The sequence below is a fragment of the Hydrogenophaga sp. PAMC20947 genome, assembly GCF_004795855.1.
GTDB lineage: Bacteria > Pseudomonadota > Gammaproteobacteria > Burkholderiales > Burkholderiaceae_C > Hydrogenophaga.
Genome location: NZ_CP039252.1, coordinates 948,908 through 965,455, shown reverse-complemented (window position 1 = coordinate 965,455; position 16,548 = coordinate 948,908). Strand labels below are relative to the sequence as shown.

16 protein-coding genes are annotated in these 16,548 nt (G+C 60.6%); 9 read left to right on the top strand and 7 right to left on the bottom strand.

The window, feature by feature from the left end; genetic code table 11:
- Positions 1-280: 280 nt before the first annotated feature.
- The 3 genes from clpA to icd all read right to left on the bottom strand — a co-directional run bounded on the left by clpA (position 281) and on the right by icd (position 4,676).
- Entirely contained in the window at positions 281-2,626 is a 2,346-nt protein-coding gene (gene clpA, locus E5678_RS04400; protein WP_136177396.1) for an ATP-dependent Clp protease ATP-binding subunit ClpA, read from the bottom strand.
- A 93-nt stretch (positions 2,627-2,719) separates the two neighbouring features.
- Positions 2,720-3,076 carry an ATP-dependent Clp protease adapter ClpS gene (gene clpS / locus E5678_RS04395; RefSeq protein ID WP_136177395.1) on the bottom strand — a complete coding sequence of 119 codons (357 nt, stop codon included), beginning with the start codon at positions 3,074-3,076 and terminating at the stop codon, positions 2,720-2,722.
- Positions 3,077-3,422: 346 nt separating this feature from the next.
- Positions 3,423-4,676 (bottom strand): NADP-dependent isocitrate dehydrogenase, encoded by a 1,254-nt coding sequence (gene icd, locus E5678_RS04390; RefSeq protein WP_136177394.1) that lies wholly within the window; start codon positions 4,674-4,676, stop codon positions 3,423-3,425.
- A gap of 102 nt (positions 4,677-4,778) precedes the next feature.
- On the opposite strand from icd, the gene E5678_RS04385 reads away from it, so the two are divergent.
- The gene (locus tag E5678_RS04385; RefSeq protein WP_136177393.1) at positions 4,779-5,228 is read left to right on the top strand and encodes a DUF192 domain-containing protein; all 450 of its coding nucleotides are present in this window, start codon (positions 4,779-4,781) and stop codon (positions 5,226-5,228) included.
- A gap of 50 nt (positions 5,229-5,278) precedes the next feature.
- Here the strand turns inward: E5678_RS04385 and E5678_RS04380 are convergent, their stop codons facing one another.
- From E5678_RS04380 to xseA, 3 genes are all read right to left on the bottom strand, one after another.
- Entirely contained in the window at positions 5,279-7,516 is a 2,238-nt protein-coding gene (locus tag E5678_RS04380; RefSeq protein WP_136177392.1) for an NADP-dependent isocitrate dehydrogenase, read from the bottom strand.
- Positions 7,517-7,803: 287 nt separating this feature from the next.
- Complete coding sequence (locus tag E5678_RS04375) at positions 7,804-8,385, bottom strand: Fe-Mn family superoxide dismutase (protein ID WP_136177391.1); 582 nt, start codon at positions 8,383-8,385, stop codon at positions 7,804-7,806.
- A 102-nt stretch (positions 8,386-8,487) separates the two neighbouring features.
- Positions 8,488-9,723, bottom strand: coding sequence for an exodeoxyribonuclease VII large subunit (xseA, locus tag E5678_RS04370; protein WP_136180628.1), 1,236 nt, complete (start codon positions 9,721-9,723; stop codon positions 8,488-8,490).
- Between the two features lie 416 nt (positions 9,724-10,139).
- On the opposite strand from xseA, the gene E5678_RS04365 reads away from it, so the two are divergent.
- The 6 genes from E5678_RS04365 to adk all read left to right on the top strand — a co-directional run bounded on the left by E5678_RS04365 (position 10,140) and on the right by adk (position 14,141).
- Entirely contained in the window at positions 10,140-10,784 is a 645-nt protein-coding gene (locus tag E5678_RS04365) for a MotA/TolQ/ExbB proton channel family protein (protein ID WP_136177390.1), read from the top strand.
- Positions 10,781-11,218 (top strand): biopolymer transporter ExbD, encoded by a 438-nt coding sequence (locus E5678_RS04360; protein ID WP_136177389.1) that lies wholly within the window; start codon positions 10,781-10,783, stop codon positions 11,216-11,218. The genes E5678_RS04365 and E5678_RS04360 overlap by 4 nt, the downstream gene beginning before the upstream one ends.
- Positions 11,219-11,240: 22 nt before the next feature.
- Entirely contained in the window at positions 11,241-12,311 is a 1,071-nt protein-coding gene (gene lpxK / locus E5678_RS04355) for a tetraacyldisaccharide 4'-kinase (RefSeq protein WP_136177388.1), read from the top strand.
- Between the two features lie 26 nt (positions 12,312-12,337).
- Positions 12,338-12,544 carry a Trm112 family protein gene (locus E5678_RS04350; RefSeq protein ID WP_136177387.1) on the top strand — a complete coding sequence of 69 codons (207 nt, stop codon included), beginning with the start codon at positions 12,338-12,340 and terminating at the stop codon, positions 12,542-12,544.
- Entirely contained in the window at positions 12,541-13,323 is a 783-nt protein-coding gene (kdsB, locus tag E5678_RS04345) for a 3-deoxy-manno-octulosonate cytidylyltransferase (RefSeq protein ID WP_136177386.1), read from the top strand. The genes E5678_RS04350 and kdsB overlap by 4 nt, the downstream gene beginning before the upstream one ends.
- A gap of 161 nt (positions 13,324-13,484) precedes the next feature.
- The gene (gene adk, locus E5678_RS04340; protein WP_136177385.1) at positions 13,485-14,141 is read left to right on the top strand and encodes an adenylate kinase; all 657 of its coding nucleotides are present in this window, start codon (positions 13,485-13,487) and stop codon (positions 14,139-14,141) included.
- A 61-nt stretch (positions 14,142-14,202) separates the two neighbouring features.
- Here adk and E5678_RS04335 read toward each other — a convergent pair whose 3' ends face one another.
- Positions 14,203-15,192, bottom strand: coding sequence for an asparaginase (locus E5678_RS04335; protein WP_136177384.1), 990 nt, complete (start codon positions 15,190-15,192; stop codon positions 14,203-14,205).
- Positions 15,193-15,317: 125 nt separating this feature from the next.
- Here E5678_RS04335 and lexA point away from each other — a divergent pair, with 125 nt between their 5' ends.
- Entirely contained in the window at positions 15,318-16,004 is a 687-nt protein-coding gene (lexA, locus tag E5678_RS04330; RefSeq protein WP_136177383.1) for a transcriptional repressor LexA, read from the top strand.
- Positions 16,005-16,137: 133 nt separating this feature from the next.
- On the top strand, positions 16,138-16,524 hold the full coding sequence (locus E5678_RS04325) for a hypothetical protein (protein WP_136177382.1): 387 nt from the start codon (positions 16,138-16,140) through the stop codon (positions 16,522-16,524).
- Positions 16,525-16,548 lie beyond the last annotated feature (24 nt).

The following is a 16,548-nucleotide window of genomic DNA, read 5'->3' as shown; positions in this document are numbered from 1 at the left end:
CCGCACTGACACCCAATCGGCACGCCCATGCCCCCTGGCCGCGGTACTGAGCGGTGGCAGCAGCGACGATCCCGCCGATGGCTGAGCGGCGGCGCGCGTCAACAGTTGAGGAAATGACGGCGGTGCCTTGCGCATGATGCCCTCGGCTGAACCCATCCCCGATGGCGAAGCCAACCACAACAGCGACCGGCGCACCCGCTGCCCCCTTCGAACGGGGCGTGAATCCACAAAAAAAAAGCCCGGTGAATCACCGGGCCTTTTTTCGCGCTGAAGAGCGGCCTCAGTCAGCAGCCGCAGCGGGCACTTCGGCCGGCTTGGACTTGCCCTCTTTCTTGGGGAGCGGCTGGATATCGAGCTTGACTTCGGACGTCTCCACGCCTTTGTCGTCTTTCTTGAGTTCCAGATCCACCGTCAGACGCCCACCATCGGTCAAGCGACCGAACAGCAGTTCGTCGGCCAGGGCACGGCGAATGGTGTCCTGGATCAGGCGCTGCATCGGGCGCGCACCCATGAGCGGATCGAAGCCCTTCTTGGCGAGGTGCTTGCGCAGGGCATCGGTAAAAGTGACCTCGACTTTCTTCTCGGTCAACTGAACTTCCAGTTGCAACAAGAACTTGTCCACCACACGCATGATCACGTTTTCATCCAGCGCCTTGAACCCCACCATGGCGTCCAGACGGTTGCGGAACTCGGGCGTGAACAGGCGCTTGATGTCAGCCATTTCGTCACCGGCTTCGCGCGGATTGGTGAAGCCAATGCTCGCCTTGTTCATGGTCTCGGCTCCCGCATTGGTCGTCATGATCATGATGACATTGCGGAAATCGGCCTTGCGTCCGTTGCTGTCCGTCAGCGTGCCGTGGTCCATGACCTGCAGCAACACGTTGAAGATATCGGGGTGTGCCTTCTCGATTTCATCCAGCAACAGCACGCAATGCGGCTTCTTGGTGATGGCCTCGGTCAGCAAACCCCCTTGATCAAAACCCACGTAGCCAGGAGGCGCGCCGATCAGGCGGCTCACCGCATGGCGTTCCATGTACTCCGACATGTCGAAGCGCAACAGATCGATACCCATGATGTAGGCCAGCTGCTTGGCGGCCTCGGTCTTGCCCACGCCCGTAGGTCCGCTGAACAGGAATGCACCAATCGGCTTGTCGGCCCGGCCGAGACCGGAGCGCGCCATCTTGACGCTGGCCGCCAGGACCTCCAAGGCCTTGTCTTGTCCGAACACCACACTCTTGAGGTCGCGTTCCAGCGTTTGCAACTTGCCCCGGTCGTCGTTGGACACGTTGGCCGGGGGAATGCGGGCGATCTTGGCCACAATCTCTTCCACCTCAGCCTTGGTGATGGTTTTCTTGCGCTTGGATACCGGCAGGATACGTTGCGCTGCACCGGCCTCGTCGATCACATCGATGGCCTTGTCAGGCAAATGACGGTCGTTGATGTACTTGGCGCTGAGCTCGGCGGCAGCCTGCAAGGCGGCCAACGCGTACTTCACGCCGTGGTGCTCTTCAAAACGCGACTTCAAGCCCTTGAGGATGTCCACCGTTTCCTGCACGGTCGGCTCCACCACGTCAACTTTCTGGAAGCGGCGCGACAGGGCAGCGTCTTTTTCGAAAATACCGCGGTACTCGGTGAAAGTGGTCGCACCAATGCACTTGAGCTGGCCACTGGACAGTGCTGGCTTCAAGAGGTTGGAGGCGTCCAGCGTGCCGCCGGAGGCCGCGCCGGCGCCGATCAGGGTGTGGATTTCGTCGATAAACAGGATGGCGTTTGGCTTGTCTTTCAGCGACTTGAGCACACCCTTCAGGCGCTGCTCAAAATCGCCACGGTATTTGGTGCCGGCCAGCAATGCACCCATGTCGAGCGAATAGACGATGCCCTCAGCCAGGATCTCGGGCACTTCACCCTGGGTGATGCGCCAGGCCAAGCCTTCAGCAATCGCGGTTTTGCCCACGCCGGCTTCACCCACCAGCAGCGGGTTGTTCTTGCGGCGGCGGCACAGAATCTGGATGGTGCGCTCGACCTCGAACTCGCGGCCGATCAGCGGATCGATCTTGCCGTCTTTGGCCATCTGGTTGAGGTTCTGCGTGAATTGCTCCAGCGGCGAAGCCTTTTCATTCGACTTGGCTTCGCCAGCTTCTTCGTTCTCAGCCGCGCTTTCGCCCGGCTTGGCCGCCTCGGGTGGATCGCTTTTGCGGATACCGTGGGCGATGAAGTTCACCACATCCAGGCGGGTCACACCCTGCTGGTGGAGGTAATAGACGGCGTGAGAATCTTTTTCACCAAAGATCGCCACCAGCACGTTGGCGCCGGTGACTTCCTTCTTGCCATTGCCCGTGGACTGCACGTGCATGATGGCGCGTTGGATCACACGCTGGAAGCCCAGCGTGGGTTGTGTGTCAACTTCATCCGAACCCGCCACCTGCGGCGTGTTGTCTTTGATGAAATTGGTCAGCGATTTGCGCAAGTCGTCCACATTGGCCGAGCAGGCGCGCAGCACTTCGGCCGCGCTGGGGTTGTCGAGCAAGGCGAGCAGCAAATGCTCGACGGTGATGAATTCGTGCCGTTGCTGCCGTGCCTCAACAAAGGCCATATGCAAACTGACTTCAAGTTCCTGGGCAATCATGGACACTTCCTTTGTGCTGGTGAGAGTTCTGCTACGCGAACGAAGGTCGGTGGTTTTCGACGGAAGAGACCATCAATTGGGGTGGATACCGATTTATTCAACCGGTTCACTCAAACACTGCAGGGGATGCCCGGATTGACGGGCGGCCTGCGACACCTGATCCACTTTGGTACTGGCCACATCGCGGGAATAGACCCCACAAATGCCTTTGCCCTCCAGGTGAATCTTGAGCATGATCTGGGTGGCTGTTTCCCTGTCCTTGCTGAAGTACTCCTGGATGACATGAACAACGAACTCCATGGGGGTGAAGTCGTCGTTGAGCAGCACCACCTGGAACATCTGCGGTGGTTGGGTGCGCTGGGTCCGGCGCTCGAGCACAACTGCATCGTCGCTGCCGGTGCCGGGTGGGGCAACCGGGTTCTCCGGTGTTTTGGGTTTCTGGGTGGCCATGAAATCGATTCTAGCGGTCCGCCAAAAGCCTCGCCTGCCGAATGACTAAACGGAAGCCTCGACAAGGGGTCGGTCGCCCCGCTGTTTGGGTCAAGATTGATCTGAGCCATGTGCCATTGTGGCGCTATCGCTCGGGCTCAAGCGCCTAATTTGGGCTGTTTCTGGCAGGTTTTTCCACTTTACAAAGCTTTCGCCGCCAGTGTCTCAGTACCCAGTCTGCCCTGCCCATCGCGTCCGGGGGCTGCCCATGGTGTTTCCAAACCCCTCGAATGGGGACTGCCCAAGAAAAAAGCCCCGAATGGCTTCGGGGCTTTCAGCGCGGTGCCTGCAAGGGCCACCCATCACCTTACATCTGATCGATCATGACCTCGCCGAAGCCAGAGCAGCTGACCTGGGTTGCGCCCTCCATGAGGCGGGCAAAGTCATAGGTCACTTTTTTGGACAGGATGGCCTTTTCAAGCGAACTGATGATCAGATCAGCCGCGGCCGTCCAGCCCATGTGACGCAACATCATCTCGGCCGACAGAATTTCTGAGCCTGGATTCACATAGTCTTTGCCCGCGTATTTGGGCGCTGTGCCATGGGTGGCTTCAAAACAGGCCACGGAGTCCGACAGGTTGGCGCCCGGTGCGATGCCAATGCCCCCGACCTGAGCGGCCAATGCGTCGGAGATGTAGTCGCCATTCAGGTTCAGCGTGGCGACCACCGAGTATTCGGCGGGGCGCAACAAAATTTGCTGCAAGAAAGCATCGGCGATGACATCCTTGACCGTGATGTCTTTGCCGGTCTTGGGGTTCTTGAACTTGCACCAGGGGCCGCCGTCCACCAGTTGAGCACCAAATTCCTTCTGTGCCAGGCCATAGGCCCAGTCGCGGAAGCCACCTTCGGTGTACTTCATGATGTTGCCCTTGTGCACGATGGTCACACTGGGTTTGTCGTTGTCGATGGCGTACTGGATGGCTTTGCGGACCAGGCGTTCTGTGCCTTCGCGGCTCACAGGCTTGATGCCAATACCCGAGGTGTTGGGGAAACGGATCTTGGTGACGCCCATCTCGTCTTGCAGAAACTTGATGAGCTTTTTGGCCTTGTCGGACTCGGCCTCGTACTCAATGCCGGCGTAAATGTCTTCCGAGTTCTCGCGGAAGATCACCATGTCGACTTTTTGGGGTTCTTTCACCGGCGATGGCACGCCCTTGAAATACTGAACCGGGCGCAGGCAAACGTAAAGATCGAGCTCCTGACGCAGCGCCACATTCAAAGAGCGGATACCGCCGCCCACTGGCGTGGTCAAGGGGCCCTTGATCGACACCACAAACTCCCGCAAAGCGGCCAGGGTTTCTTCAGGGAGCCAGACATCAGGGCCATAGACTTGCGTTGATTTCTCGCCCGCGTACACCTCCATCCAGTGAATTTTCTTCTGGCCTCCATAGGCTTTGGCCACGGCAGCATCCACCACCTTGAGCATCACCGGCGTGATGTCCTTGCCAGTTCCATCACCTTCGATGAACGGCACGATGGGTTCATCGGGCACATTGAGCGACATGTCGGCGTTGACGGTGATCTTTTGCCCCTTTTCGGGCACTTGGATGTGTTGGTACATGGAAGCCTGTCTCTGGTTTCGATACGATGGAAGGTACAAACCCACGCAACTTTCTAAGGTCTCGCGGGTCATTCAAATCATTCTAGCCCTTGCCTATTCACCATGAACTGCCTGCGCCCGCTTCTTGCCGCACTTCTCCTGACCTGCGTGGGCTCTGCAATGAGCCAGGAACAACCCCAATCAGGCTTGCCGCGCGTGAAGCTCACGGCCGGGATGCACCTGATCGACGCGCAGGTCGCCCAGACCCCTGAGCAACGCCAGATTGGCTTGATGCACCGGGAAAACATGCCCACTCAGGAGGGCATGCTGTTTGTTTTCGAGCAGCCAGCCACCCAGTGTTTCTGGATGAAAAACACCTTGCTGCCCTTGACCGCAGCCTTTGTGGCCGAAGACGGCCGCATCGTGAATCTGGTGGACATGAAACCCCAGACCACCGACTCCCACTGCTCGACAGAGCCTGTGCGCTTCGTGCTGGAGATGAACCAGGGCTGGTTCGCCAAACGGGGGATGGCTGCGGGCAGCCGGCTGGGCGGATTCCAGGCACGCAAATAGAGAAAGGCGGTGCATCACTGCACCGCCTTCAGCTGCGAACGCCGGTTCGATCAGGCCTTGACCGCCGCCAGAACCCCGTTCAGGGTTTTGCTGGGGCGCATGATCGCATCCAGCTTGGCAAGATCGGGCTGGTAATACCCACCAATATCCACCGCATGGCCCTGCACCGAAGCCAGCTCGTCCACGATGACCTTCTCGTTGTCGGTCAGCTGTTTGGCCAGTGGCGCATATTGCTTGGCCAACGCAGCGTCATCGGTCTGGGCCGCCAGCGCCTGCGCCCAGTAAAGGGCCAGATAAAACTGGCTGCCGCGGTTGTCGAGTTGCCCCGTCTTGGGTGAAGGGTTCTTGTTGTTGTCCAGCAGCTTGCCTGTCGCTGAATCCAATGTCTGCGCGAGGATCTTGGCCTGGGTGTTGCCGGTTTTCACACTCAGATCTTCCAGCGAAGCCGCCAGCGCCAGGAATTCACCCAGCGAATCCCAGCGCAGGTGGTTTTCCTCTACCAGCTGCTGCACATGCTTGGGCGCAGAGCCGCCGGCACCCGTTTCGTACATGCCGCCACCCGCCATCAAGGGCACGATGGACAGCATCTTGGCGCTGGTGCCCAGCTCCATGATGGGGAACAAGTCGGTCAGGTAATCGCGCAGGATGTTGCCTGTTGCACTGATGGTGTCCAGACCGCGCACCACGCGCTCCAGCGTATAGCGCATGGCACGCACCTGGCTCATGATCTGGATGTCCAGACCCAGGGTGTTGTGCTCGTGCAAGTACATCTTGACCTTGGTGATGAGCTGGGCTTCGTGCGGGCGGTAAGCATCCAGCCAGAACACCACGGGCATGCCGGAATTGCGTGCACGGGTCACTGCCAGCTTCACCCAGTCGCGAATGGCAGCGTCTTTCACCTGGCACATGCGCCAGATATCGCCCACTTCCACGTCTTGACTCAACAAGACTTCGCCAGTGGCGATGTCGGTGATGTTGGCCACACCGTCTTCTGCCATTTCAAAGGTCTTGTCGTGCGAACCGTATTCTTCGGCTTGCTGCGCCATCAGTCCCACGTTGGGCACGGTGCCCATGGTCTTGGGATCGAAATTGCCATGCCATTTGCAGAAGTTGATGATCTCCTGATAGATACGGGCAAAGGTCGATTCCGGCATCACAGCCTTGACGTCCTTCAGGCGGCCATCGGCACCCCACATCTTGCCGCCGTTGCGGATCATGGCGGGCATGGAAGCGTCGACGATCACGTCGTTGGGCGAATGGAAGTTGGTAATGCCCTTGGCCGAGTCCACCATGGCCAGCTCGGGGCGGCCTTCGTGGCAGGCGTGCAGATCGGCAATCACCTCTTCGCGCTGCGACTGGGGCAGCGTAGCCAGCTTGTCGTAGAGGTTGACCATGCCGTTGTTGACGTTCACACCCAGCTGTTCAAACAGCTTGGCGTGCTTCTCAAAGGCATCCTTGTAAAAAATACGCACGCAGTGGCCAAAAACGATGGGGTGCGACACCTTCATCATGGTGGCCTTGACGTGCAGCGAGAACATCACGCCCGTCTTGTACGCGTCCTGAATTTCCTTTTCGTAGAACTCCAGCAAGGCCTTCTTGCTCATGTACATGCTGTCAATGACTTCGCGGTCCTGCAGCGACACCTTTTCCTTGAGCACAATGGCTTTGCCACTCTTGGTGATCAGTTCCATCTTGACGTCGCGCGCCTTGTCGAGCGTTATGGATTTTTCGCCATGGTAGAAATCGCCGCCGTGCATGTGGGACACATGGGTGCGCGAGGCCTGGCTCCAGTCCGCCATGGAATGCGGATTCTTGCGGGCATATTCTTTCACTGCGCGTGGCGCACGGCGATCTGAGTTGCCTTCACGCAGCACTGGATTCACCGCGCTACCGGTGCATTTGGAATAGCGCGCACGGAGCGCTTTTTCTTCTTCCGTCTTGGGCGATTCGGGGTAGTCGGGCAAGGCATAGCCCTTGCTCTGCAGTTCCTTGATTGCACTGATCAGCTGCGACACCGAGGCGCTGATGTTCGGCAGCTTGATGATGTTGGCATCGGCCTGCAAGGTGAGCTTGCCCAGCGCGGCGAGGTTGTCGGTGACACGCTGTTCTTCAGTCAGGCACTCGGGGAAGGCCCCCAAGATGCGCGCCGCCACCGAAATATCGCTGGTCTCGACGTTGATGCCAGCCGGCGCAGCGAAGGCCTGGAGGATGGGCAGAAAAGCGCGGGTCGCGAGCAAGGGTGCCTCGTCGGTCAGCGTGTAAATGATGGTGGGTTGCTTTTGGCTCATGAATTTGCTCCGTGAATCGTTATCGGGACCCCGCTGTCCGGTTGTGCCGTCAGCAGAACATGCGGATAGTCCAAGATTTTGCTTTCAATGCACTGACCTCAACTTCATTTTTTGAAGTGATATCTCACATCGTGAAAGTTTTCGAAAAATAGCGGCTGTTTTTTTGATGCTCACACCGGTCGACCAGGGGAGGTGAGCATTCCTGGGCCGGGGGCGCCGTGCAATTTCCCCATGAAAAAAGCCCGAGGGCCAGGCCGTCGGGCTTTCATTCAAACCGTCACGATGGCTTAAGCGAAATTGGCTTCAGCAAACGACCAGTTGACCAACTTGTCGAGGTAGGTTTCAACAAACTTTGGACGGGCATTTCGGTAGTCGATGTAGTAGGCGTGCTCCCACACGTCCACGGTCAGCAAAGCCTTGTCGCCCGTGGTCAACGGGGTGCCGGCAGCGCCCATGTTGACGATATCGACCGAACCATCGGCCTTTTTCACCAGCCAGGTCCAACCCGAGCCGAAGTTGCCCACGGCGCTCTTGACGAAAGCTTCCTTGAATGCTGCGTAGCTGCCGAACTTGGCGGTGATCGCCGCGGCCAGCGCGCCTGAGGGCTCGCCGCCGCCATTGGGCTTCATGCAGCTCCAGAAGAAGGTGTGGTTCCAGATCTGGGCCGCGTTGTTGTAAACACCGCCGCTGGCCTTCTTCACGATGGACTCCAGGTCCATCGCTTCAAACTCGGTCCCTTTTTGCAGGTTGTTCAGGTTGACCACATAGGCGTTGTGGTGCTTGCCATGGTGGAATTCCAGCGTCTCCTGGGAATAGTGAGGTGCCAGCGCGTCGATGGCATAGGGCAAAACGGGCAAGGTATGTTCCATGGGATTCCTCTTTCTGTGTGTGTGGGACGTATTGGGCTTGGCAATCAAGCAAAGCACCAGACATTGTAGGCATCGACCATGCCGTCAATGTGACCAAGGTTTTTATTCCGAAACGGTTTCAACCCGCAGATCCAGGGATCCGTCCGCCAATCGAGCCTGGACCTGCTGACCTGCCAGGGCCTGCCCTGCCTGCGTGATGGCTTCGCCACTAGAGTCTGTCAGCAAGGCATATCCGCGCTCCAGAACCCGCTGCGGATCGAGGGATGACAGGCGGGCTTGCGCGTGCTCTAGCCTGTGATGCTGAAGCTCAACCCACTGCTGTGCGGCGCGTGGCAACTGGCCGTCCAGCCGCTGCAACGCATTGTGCTGAGCCTGAACGGTCAGAGCAAGGCCCCGCTGGAGCCGGTGCTGCAGCGACAACAAGCTTTGCCGGCTATCGTGCAACCGGGTTGAAGGCCGCCCCATTCGGTGGGCCAAACGGTCCAGGCGCTGCGCACGCTGATCCATGCTGCTCCAGACGGCATCGGTCAGGCGCTCCTGGAAATACGCCAGCTCCCCAAGCCGAACCTCGCGTGCCGGGGCACACATCTCGGCCGCAGCGGTCGGCGTGGGCGCGCGCAAATCGGCCACAAAATCGGCCAATGTGAAGTCCGTTTCGTGACCCACGCCGCAGACCACCGGCATCGGCGCTTCAGCCAGGCAACGCACCAACCCTTCGTCGTTGAACGACCACAGGTCTTCCAGCGAGCCCCCGCCGCGCACCAGCAGCAAGACTTCGGCCTCACCCTTGGCTGCATGCCGCTGGTAGGCCTTGCGCAGGGCTGCGCACAGCTCGGCGGGTGCCTGCGAGCCCTGTACGGCCGCTGGGTAGATCACCACCGGGATGTGAGGCACACGGCGGCGCAACGCTGTGACAACGTCCCGCAAGGCGGCCGCCCCCAGCGAAGTCACCACACCAATGCTGCGGGGTTGTGACGGCACCCCCCGCTTTCGGGCGTTGTCAAACAACCCCTCAGCTTCCAGTTTCGCCTTCAAACGGAGAAACTGCTCAAACAGATTGCCTTGCCCGGCGGGCTTCAGCGCCTCCACGATCAGCTGCAAGTCACCCCGCGGCCCGTAAACATCCAGTTTCCCATGGGCTTCAACCACCTGCCCGTCCCGGGGCGCGAAGTTCAGCTGGTCTGCGCTGCGGCGAAACATGGCACAGCGGATCTGCCCGGCCTCGTCTTTTAAGGAAAAGTAGCAGTGGCCACTGGCCGCACGGGAAAATCCCGATATTTCGCCGCGGACGGCCACCGGGTTGAACCGGGCAGACAACGTGTCTGCAATGGCACGCATGAGCGGCCCAACCGCCCAGATCAAGCGCTGTCCTGCGGGGTTTTCGCCTTGAAAAGCATCAGGCACAAGGCGCTCCGGTGAAAAAGTGTCCACAGCCCACAGCTTTTCTGGGCTGGTAGGGCGAAAGTGCGCGCAGGACAAGGGCTGCGCGCCAAGCTATTGATTTAGAAGCGTTTTGCACTGCCTGTTTTGTCATCGATCTGTTGAAAACGAGCCCTGGCGCGGCCAAGGGCCTCTCCGGCCTCAGGTTCTTCACAAAGTTATCCACAGTTTCTGTGCATGAAATCGAGGTTGGATAGGGAGTGGACTCGCGGACGCCCGGAAGGGTGCGCAGCCATCGGCACAATCGGCTGAGACATAATCCCAAAGATTGCAGTCCGGTGGCACGAGCGGCCACCCATCTCCGGAGCTCCGATTTGTTTTCCATCATACAAGCGGCCGGCTGGCCCATCTGGCCGCTGATCATCTGTTCTGTCCTGGGCTTGACCCTGGTTATCGAGCGATTTGTCAGCCTCAAAACGGCCAAAATTGTGCCGCCACAGTTGCTGGACGAGGCCATCATGGTGTCTCGAAATGGCGTGCCTGGTGCCGATGTCGTGAGCCAGCTTGAGCAAAACTCGGTGCTGGGCGAAGTCCTCGCCAGTGGCTTCCGTGCCCTCAACAACAACCCGCGGGCCAGCGAAGACGATTTGCGCTCCGCACTGGAAGGTGCTGGACGCCAGGGTGCAGCCAAGCTTCAGCGCTATCTGGGCGCACTCGCCACCATCGCCTCGGCCGCGCCTTTGCTTGGGCTGCTCGGAACGGTGATAGGCATGATCGAGATCTTCGGCTCCCAGGGGGGCGACGGCGGCATGGGCACAGTTCCCGGCGGCGGTAACCCTGAGCAACTGGCCCACGGCATTTCGATTGCCCTGTACAACACCGCTTTTGGCCTGATTGTGGCCATCCCCGCGCTGATTTTCTGGCGCTACTTCCGGGCGCGCGTGGACGACTTCCTGCTGGCCATGGAGATCGCCTCCGAACGCTTTGCACGCCATTTGGTGAGTCTGCGCAAGCCATGAACTTCCGCCCTGGCACCCGCGACGAGCCGGAAATCAACCTGATTCCGTTCATCGACATCCTGCTGGTCGTTCTCATCTTCCTGATGCTGACCACGACCTACAGCAAATTCACCCAATTGCAGGTCAACCTGCCTGTGGCCGACGCGCAAGCGCAGCGCGAGCACCCCAAGGAAGTCATTGTCTCCATCAGCGCCGATGGCCGCTACGCGGTCAACAAGGATCTGGTCGAGGGAGCCACCGTGGAAGTGCTCACCCGCGCACTGATGCAATCGGCTCAGGACAGCAAGGAAACCATCATCATCATCAGCGCGGACGCTGCCGCCACACACCAGTCGGTGATCAACGTGATGGACGCCGCTCGCCGCGCCGGTCTGGTGCAGATCACGTTTGCCACCCAGCAATCGGGTGGCAAGTCCGGGCGCAACAAGCCCTGACGGCTCTCACACGCCTCTGCCCATGAGCCAGGACCTAGGGCAAGCGCGCTGGCAAGCTGTCTGGCGCGAGCGCGGTTGGCAAGCCCGTGTGCTGTGGCCTGTGTCCTGCCTTTACGGTCTGATCAACGTCATCCGGCGAGCGCTCTACGCCAGAGGCCTGTTCACCGTCCACCACCTGCCTGTGCCCGTTGTGGTCGTGGGCAATGTGGTGGTGGGTGGTGCCGGAAAGACACCAACCGTGCTGGCGCTGCTGAGTCATTTGAAAGCCCAAGGCTGGCGTCCAGGTGTGGTATCCCGCGGTCATGGGCGCCAGGGCGGCGGTGTGCTCGAAGTACGGGCAGAAACGCCAGCGGTGGACAGCGGCGACGAGCCGGCCTTGATCAAACGCAGCTCGGAGGTCCCCGTGTTCGTCGGTGCCAGGCGCGTCGAGGCCGCTCGCGCCTTGCTCTCCGCATACCCTGAGGTCAACCTGCTGCTTTGCGATGACGGCCTGCAGCATCTGGCTTTGGGCCGCGATCTGTCGGTGGCCGTGTTCGATAGCCGCGGGGTGGGCAATGGGTGGCTGTTGCCAGCAGGCCTGCTGCGTGAGCCTTGGCCACCGCGACAGCACCAACCCTTCCAGCCAGACCTGATCCTGCAGCAAACCGCCGAGGGTCAGGCGCAACCTGCACCGATTCCTGCGGCCTGTGCCCTGATCTACCAGGCCAAGCGCCGATTGGCCGACCGCGCCTGGGGGCCAGAAGAACAGTGCATCGAATTGCACGCGCTGCGTGGCACCCCTTTGGTCGCCATGGCCGGCATCGCTCTGCCTGAAACGTTTTTCGAAATGCTTCGCGAACGCGGCCTGCAGTTGCAACAAACACTCGCCCTGCCCGACCACGCGGACAACGCCACACTCTCAGCCACGCTGCAGGCCTGTAGCGGCACCCTGATCTGCACCGAAAAAGATGCCGTCAAGCTGTTCCCGATCTGGCGAGCCGCCCCGCAAGACTCTCGCCCGCAAATCTGGACCATCCCGCTCGAACTGCGCCCCGACCCAGGATTCTTTGAGGACGTTGACCGACGGCTGACAAAGCTTTCTTCCCTGTTTTAACGGCCTCGGCCGACTATCATTGCGGCATGGACACCAAATTGCTTGAACTCCTGGTCTGCCCGGTTACAAAAGGGCCTTTGCTCTACCAGCGCGAGACCCAGGAACTGATTTCGCGCAGCGCGCGCCTGGCCTACCCTGTCCGCGACGGCATACCCGTCTTGCTGGAACACGAAGCGCGCCCCATCACCGAAGAAGAAGCCGCCCGCCCGCCCGCGCCCAGCCCTGCCCCATGAGCACGGGGAGCCCCCACGCTCAGAACTTCACCGTTTTGATTCCGGCGCGCATGGCTTCCAGCCGGCTTCCGGACAAACCGCTGGCCGACATTGGTGGCCTGCCCATGGTGGTTCGCGTGGCCCGGCAGGCACAGCTGAGTGGTGCAGACAGCTGTGTCGTCGCCGCAGACGACCCACGCATCATCGCGGCCTGCGAAACCCACGGCGTGCGGGCCATCCTCACCCGCACCGACCATGCCTCGGGCAGCGACCGCTTGGCCGAGGCCTGCCAGTTGCTGGGTCTGAACGACGACACCGTGGTGGTCAACGTGCAAGGTGACGAGCCTTTGATCGACCCTGAGCTGATCCAGGCGGTGGCAAACGAACTGCACCAACGCCCCGATTGCGTCATGAGCACCGCAGCCCACGCCCTGGACAGCGTGGCAGATTTCCTCAACCCCAACGTGGTCAAGCTGGTGACCGACCGCAACCGGACTGCCTTGTATTTCAGCCGTGCGCCCATGCCCTGGTGGCGCGACGGCATGCGTCCCGGGGAGCTTCCCACCGCGTTGACCAACCCCGCTCCACTGCGCCACATCGGGGTTTATGGCTACCGTGCCGCCTTCTTGCGCAGTTTTCCCAGTCTCGAGCCCGCCCCCATGGAGCGGACCGAAGCCCTGGAGCAACTGCGCGTTTTGTGGCATGGCCAACGCATCGCCGTTCATATGGCGGCCGGGGCCCCTGCGGGGGGCGTTGATACCCCCGAGGATCTGGCCCGGGTACGCGCCCGGTTCCCATAGGGGCAGAGCCCCTCTGAAGCGGCCCTGCAAGAGCCTCGAAAGCTGTAAGTCAGTCGCGGGTTGCTGCATGCTATCCTCGGCCGGTTGCCCCGGAGCCCATGCCCGAGGGCCGCCGCCGGAGACAGCGGCTTCGACATTGAAACTTCAATAAAAGGAATCCGATGAGACTGATCCTGTTGGGAGCGCCCGGAGCGGGCAAAGGCACCCAGGCCACCTTCATTTGCCAGAAATATGGCATCCCTCAGATTTCAACCGGTGACATGCTGCGCGCGGCTGTCAAAGCGGGTACCCCGTTGGGTCTGCAAGCCGACGGGGTCATGAAGTCGGGTGGACTGGTCAGCGACGAGCTCATCATCAACCTGGTCAAGGAACGCATTGCGCAGCCTGACTGCGCCAACGGATTCCTGTTTGACGGTTTTCCACGCACCATTCCTCAGGCCGACGCCATGAAGGCCGCAGGCGTCAAGCTCGACTACGTGCTGGAAATCGATGTGCCTTTCGAGGCCATCATCGAACGCATGAGCGGTCGCCGCTCACACCCTGCTTCGGGCCGCACCTACCATGTCAAGTTCAACCCACCCAAAGTGGAAAACGTGGATGACGAAACGGGAGAGCCCCTGATCCAGCGCGCGGACGACCAGGAAGAAACCGTCAAAAAGCGCCTGGAGGTGTACAGCGCCCAGACCCGCCCACTGGTGGACTACTACAGCGAATGGGCTCAAAAAGAAGCGGCCGCAGCGCCCAAGTACCGTGCCATCAGCGGCATCGGCAACGTGGAAGAGATCACCGGTCGCGCCATGGAAGCCTTGGCACACTGACCCTGCCCAGCACTTTGCGGTCAAAAAGCCCGGTTTTGAACCGGGCTTTTTTGTGGCCACGTCAAAGAGAGTCTTCGGCCATCAAATCCAAAGCCAATGCCAGCCTGGCCTTGACCGGCGACAACCCCGCCGAATCCGGAAAGCTTGAACGCACGCCCGGGATCACCCTTCCACGCGCACAACGGGTGGCCCTGACCACCCTCACACCGCTTGCCTGGGCCTGCAACAACGCCTTCTCAAGTGCAACATGGACCGTGCCGTTGCCCGTCGCGGCCACCACGATGCCGCGAACCCTGCGGGTGGGATCCTGCTCAGCCAGCATCAGCAAGCCCTCAACAACCGCCCCATCGCTGTCGGCATGGCTGGTGATCACGGCCACTCGAGGCAAAACAGCGGCAGACGCGACGCGGTCAAGCTGAAACCTGTTCACCACCGCACCACCCTGAGCCGGAGGCAAACCATGAAACCAGCGCACGCCCCCCTCTTCCACGCACCCCATCGGCCCGGCATCGCCTGAGCCAAAGGCATCCAGGCGGTAGCTGTGCACTTTCGCCACGTGTTCAGCCCGATGCACCTGTCCCGCACACACCACCACCACGCCCACCAAGTCTTCACTCCCGGCGACGGCAACAGCGTCGAGCAAGTTCTGGGGGCCATCGGGCACCATCGCCGTGGCCGGCCGCATCGCACAGGTCATCACCACCGGCTTGCGGGGCTGCAGCACCGATTGCAGAAACCAGGCTGTTTCCTCCAGCGTGTCAGTGCCATGCGTGATCACCACGCCTTGCACCTCAGCACGCTCCAGGTGGTGCGCCACCCGCAAGGCCAGCTGGCGCCAGATGGCAAACGTCATGTCCTTGCTGTCCACCTGCGCTATCTGCTCAGCCTCCAGCGCGAGCCCAGCCAGAGGCGGCACAGCCGCCAGCAAATCGGACACCGCCACCTCGCCAGCCACATAGCCGACGTTGTCCGCCATCGCCGTCGCGCGCCCGGCGATGGTCCCGCCTGTCCCGAGAATCACACGAATGGAAGCCTTCTTTGTTTGAACCACTTGCCAAAACCTTAAAACTGGCTAAAAATACAGTCACTGGATAAGAAAACAGCTTGCTGATCCGTCCAGTATCCGTTGATGACCCATACCGATGGGTAGCAACCCACTTGATTCACGAGGCAGCCATGAACGACGCCCCTTTTCACGCTCCCAAGCTCACCGCCCGCCAGCAACAGATTCTGGAACTCATCCAGAACGCCATTGCACGCACCGGTGCTCCGCCAACGCGCGCAGAGATTGCCAGTGAGTTGGGATTCAAATCGGCCAACGCGGCCGAAGAGCATCTGCAAGCCCTGGCCCGAAAGGGTGTGATCGAACTCGTGAGCGGCACCTCGCGGGGCATCCGATTGCGCAGCGAAGACCTTCGCCACATCAATGACTCCCGGGGCCGCCAGCTTACACTGCCGCTGCCGAGTCTGACCCAGCTGATGCTGCCTCTGATCGGGCGAGTGGCGGCGGGCTCACCCATCCTGGCGCAGGAGCATGTCGACCAGACCTATCAGGTAGAGCGCAGCCTGTTCCAGCAGCAGCCCGACTACCTCCTCAAAGTGCGCGGCATGTCCATGCGCGATGTCGGCATCATCGACGGTGACTTGCTCGCTGTCAGGGCCACCAAAGAAGCCAAAAACGGCCAAATTGTGGTCGCACGTCTGGGCGATGACGTCACCGTCAAGCGCTTCATGCGGCGCGAACAATCGATCGAGCTGCTCGCCGAAAACCCCGACTACAAAACCATCGTGGTCGAGCCGGGCGAAGCCTTCGAAATCGAAGGACTGGCCGTCGGATTGATCCGAAACAGCTTCCAGAACTGACCAGCAACGGTCTGTATCGCTCCCGCGGGTGGCGGGCGTTTGGTTCGGTGCGCCCAAAGTGCACCAACACAACCCCGTGAGAGCGCAAATTCATCAATCCTGCCTGTGTTCAACCCCCTTCACGGAGTTATTCATGGGAATCCGATTCAACACCAACACCTGGCGCGCCCCTCTGCAGTTGATTGACTGCTGGTTACCGCTGCAACCTTCACGCACAGCCTCGCCTCGCACCGTACCCCTGTTTTTGCAGCAGTTTGCCCGCGCAGGCTGGCTCAAGCCTGCTGGCACGCCGAGAACACCGGTCAACCCCTGCCCTTCATCCGCCTCGCGCCAGGTCGCCAGCACGCAGTCCCACCCCCGCCATGTCAGGGTGCACAGCGTGCCCGACTTGAGTCGATCCACACAGGCCTTGGGCGGGCGCCTCGCGTTGTCCGGTCGCATCGGTGACGTGTGTGCCGAACTCGATCGGCTCGCTGCCTTGGAGCATCCAACGGGCCACAACAGACCTGCGGTCGCGTGATCCTGCGCCCAGGGTGCAGCAACT

Bases quoted from the DNA above. Each gene is read 5' to 3' on its own strand.
- clpA (WP_136177396.1), bottom strand. From the start codon at position 2,626: ATGATTGCCCAGGAACTTGAAGTCAGTTTGCATATGGCCTTTGTTGAG.
- clpS (WP_136177395.1), bottom strand. From the start codon at position 3,076: ATGGCCACCCAGAAACCCAAAACACCGGAGAACCCGGTTGCCCCACCC.
- icd (WP_136177394.1), bottom strand. From the start codon at position 4,676: ATGTACCAACACATCCAAGTGCCCGAAAAGGGGCAAAAGATCACCGTC.
- E5678_RS04385 (WP_136177393.1), top strand. From the start codon at position 4,779: ATGAACTGCCTGCGCCCGCTTCTTGCCGCACTTCTCCTGACCTGCGTG.
- E5678_RS04380 (WP_136177392.1), bottom strand. From the start codon at position 7,516: ATGAGCCAAAAGCAACCCACCATCATTTACACGCTGACCGACGAGGCA.
- E5678_RS04375 (WP_136177391.1), bottom strand. From the start codon at position 8,385: ATGGAACATACCTTGCCCGTTTTGCCCTATGCCATCGACGCGCTGGCA.
- xseA (WP_136180628.1), bottom strand. From the start codon at position 9,723: ATGCGTGCCATTGCAGACACGTTGTCTGCCCGGTTCAACCCGGTGGCC.
- E5678_RS04360 (WP_136177389.1), top strand. From the start codon at position 10,781: ATGAACTTCCGCCCTGGCACCCGCGACGAGCCGGAAATCAACCTGATT.
- lpxK (WP_136177388.1), top strand. From the start codon at position 11,241: ATGAGCCAGGACCTAGGGCAAGCGCGCTGGCAAGCTGTCTGGCGCGAG.
- E5678_RS04350 (WP_136177387.1), top strand. From the start codon at position 12,338: ATGGACACCAAATTGCTTGAACTCCTGGTCTGCCCGGTTACAAAAGGG.
- kdsB (WP_136177386.1), top strand. From the start codon at position 12,541: ATGAGCACGGGGAGCCCCCACGCTCAGAACTTCACCGTTTTGATTCCG.
- adk (WP_136177385.1), top strand. From the start codon at position 13,485: ATGAGACTGATCCTGTTGGGAGCGCCCGGAGCGGGCAAAGGCACCCAG.
- lexA (WP_136177383.1), top strand. From the start codon at position 15,318: ATGAACGACGCCCCTTTTCACGCTCCCAAGCTCACCGCCCGCCAGCAA.
- E5678_RS04325 (WP_136177382.1), top strand. From the start codon at position 16,138: ATGGGAATCCGATTCAACACCAACACCTGGCGCGCCCCTCTGCAGTTG.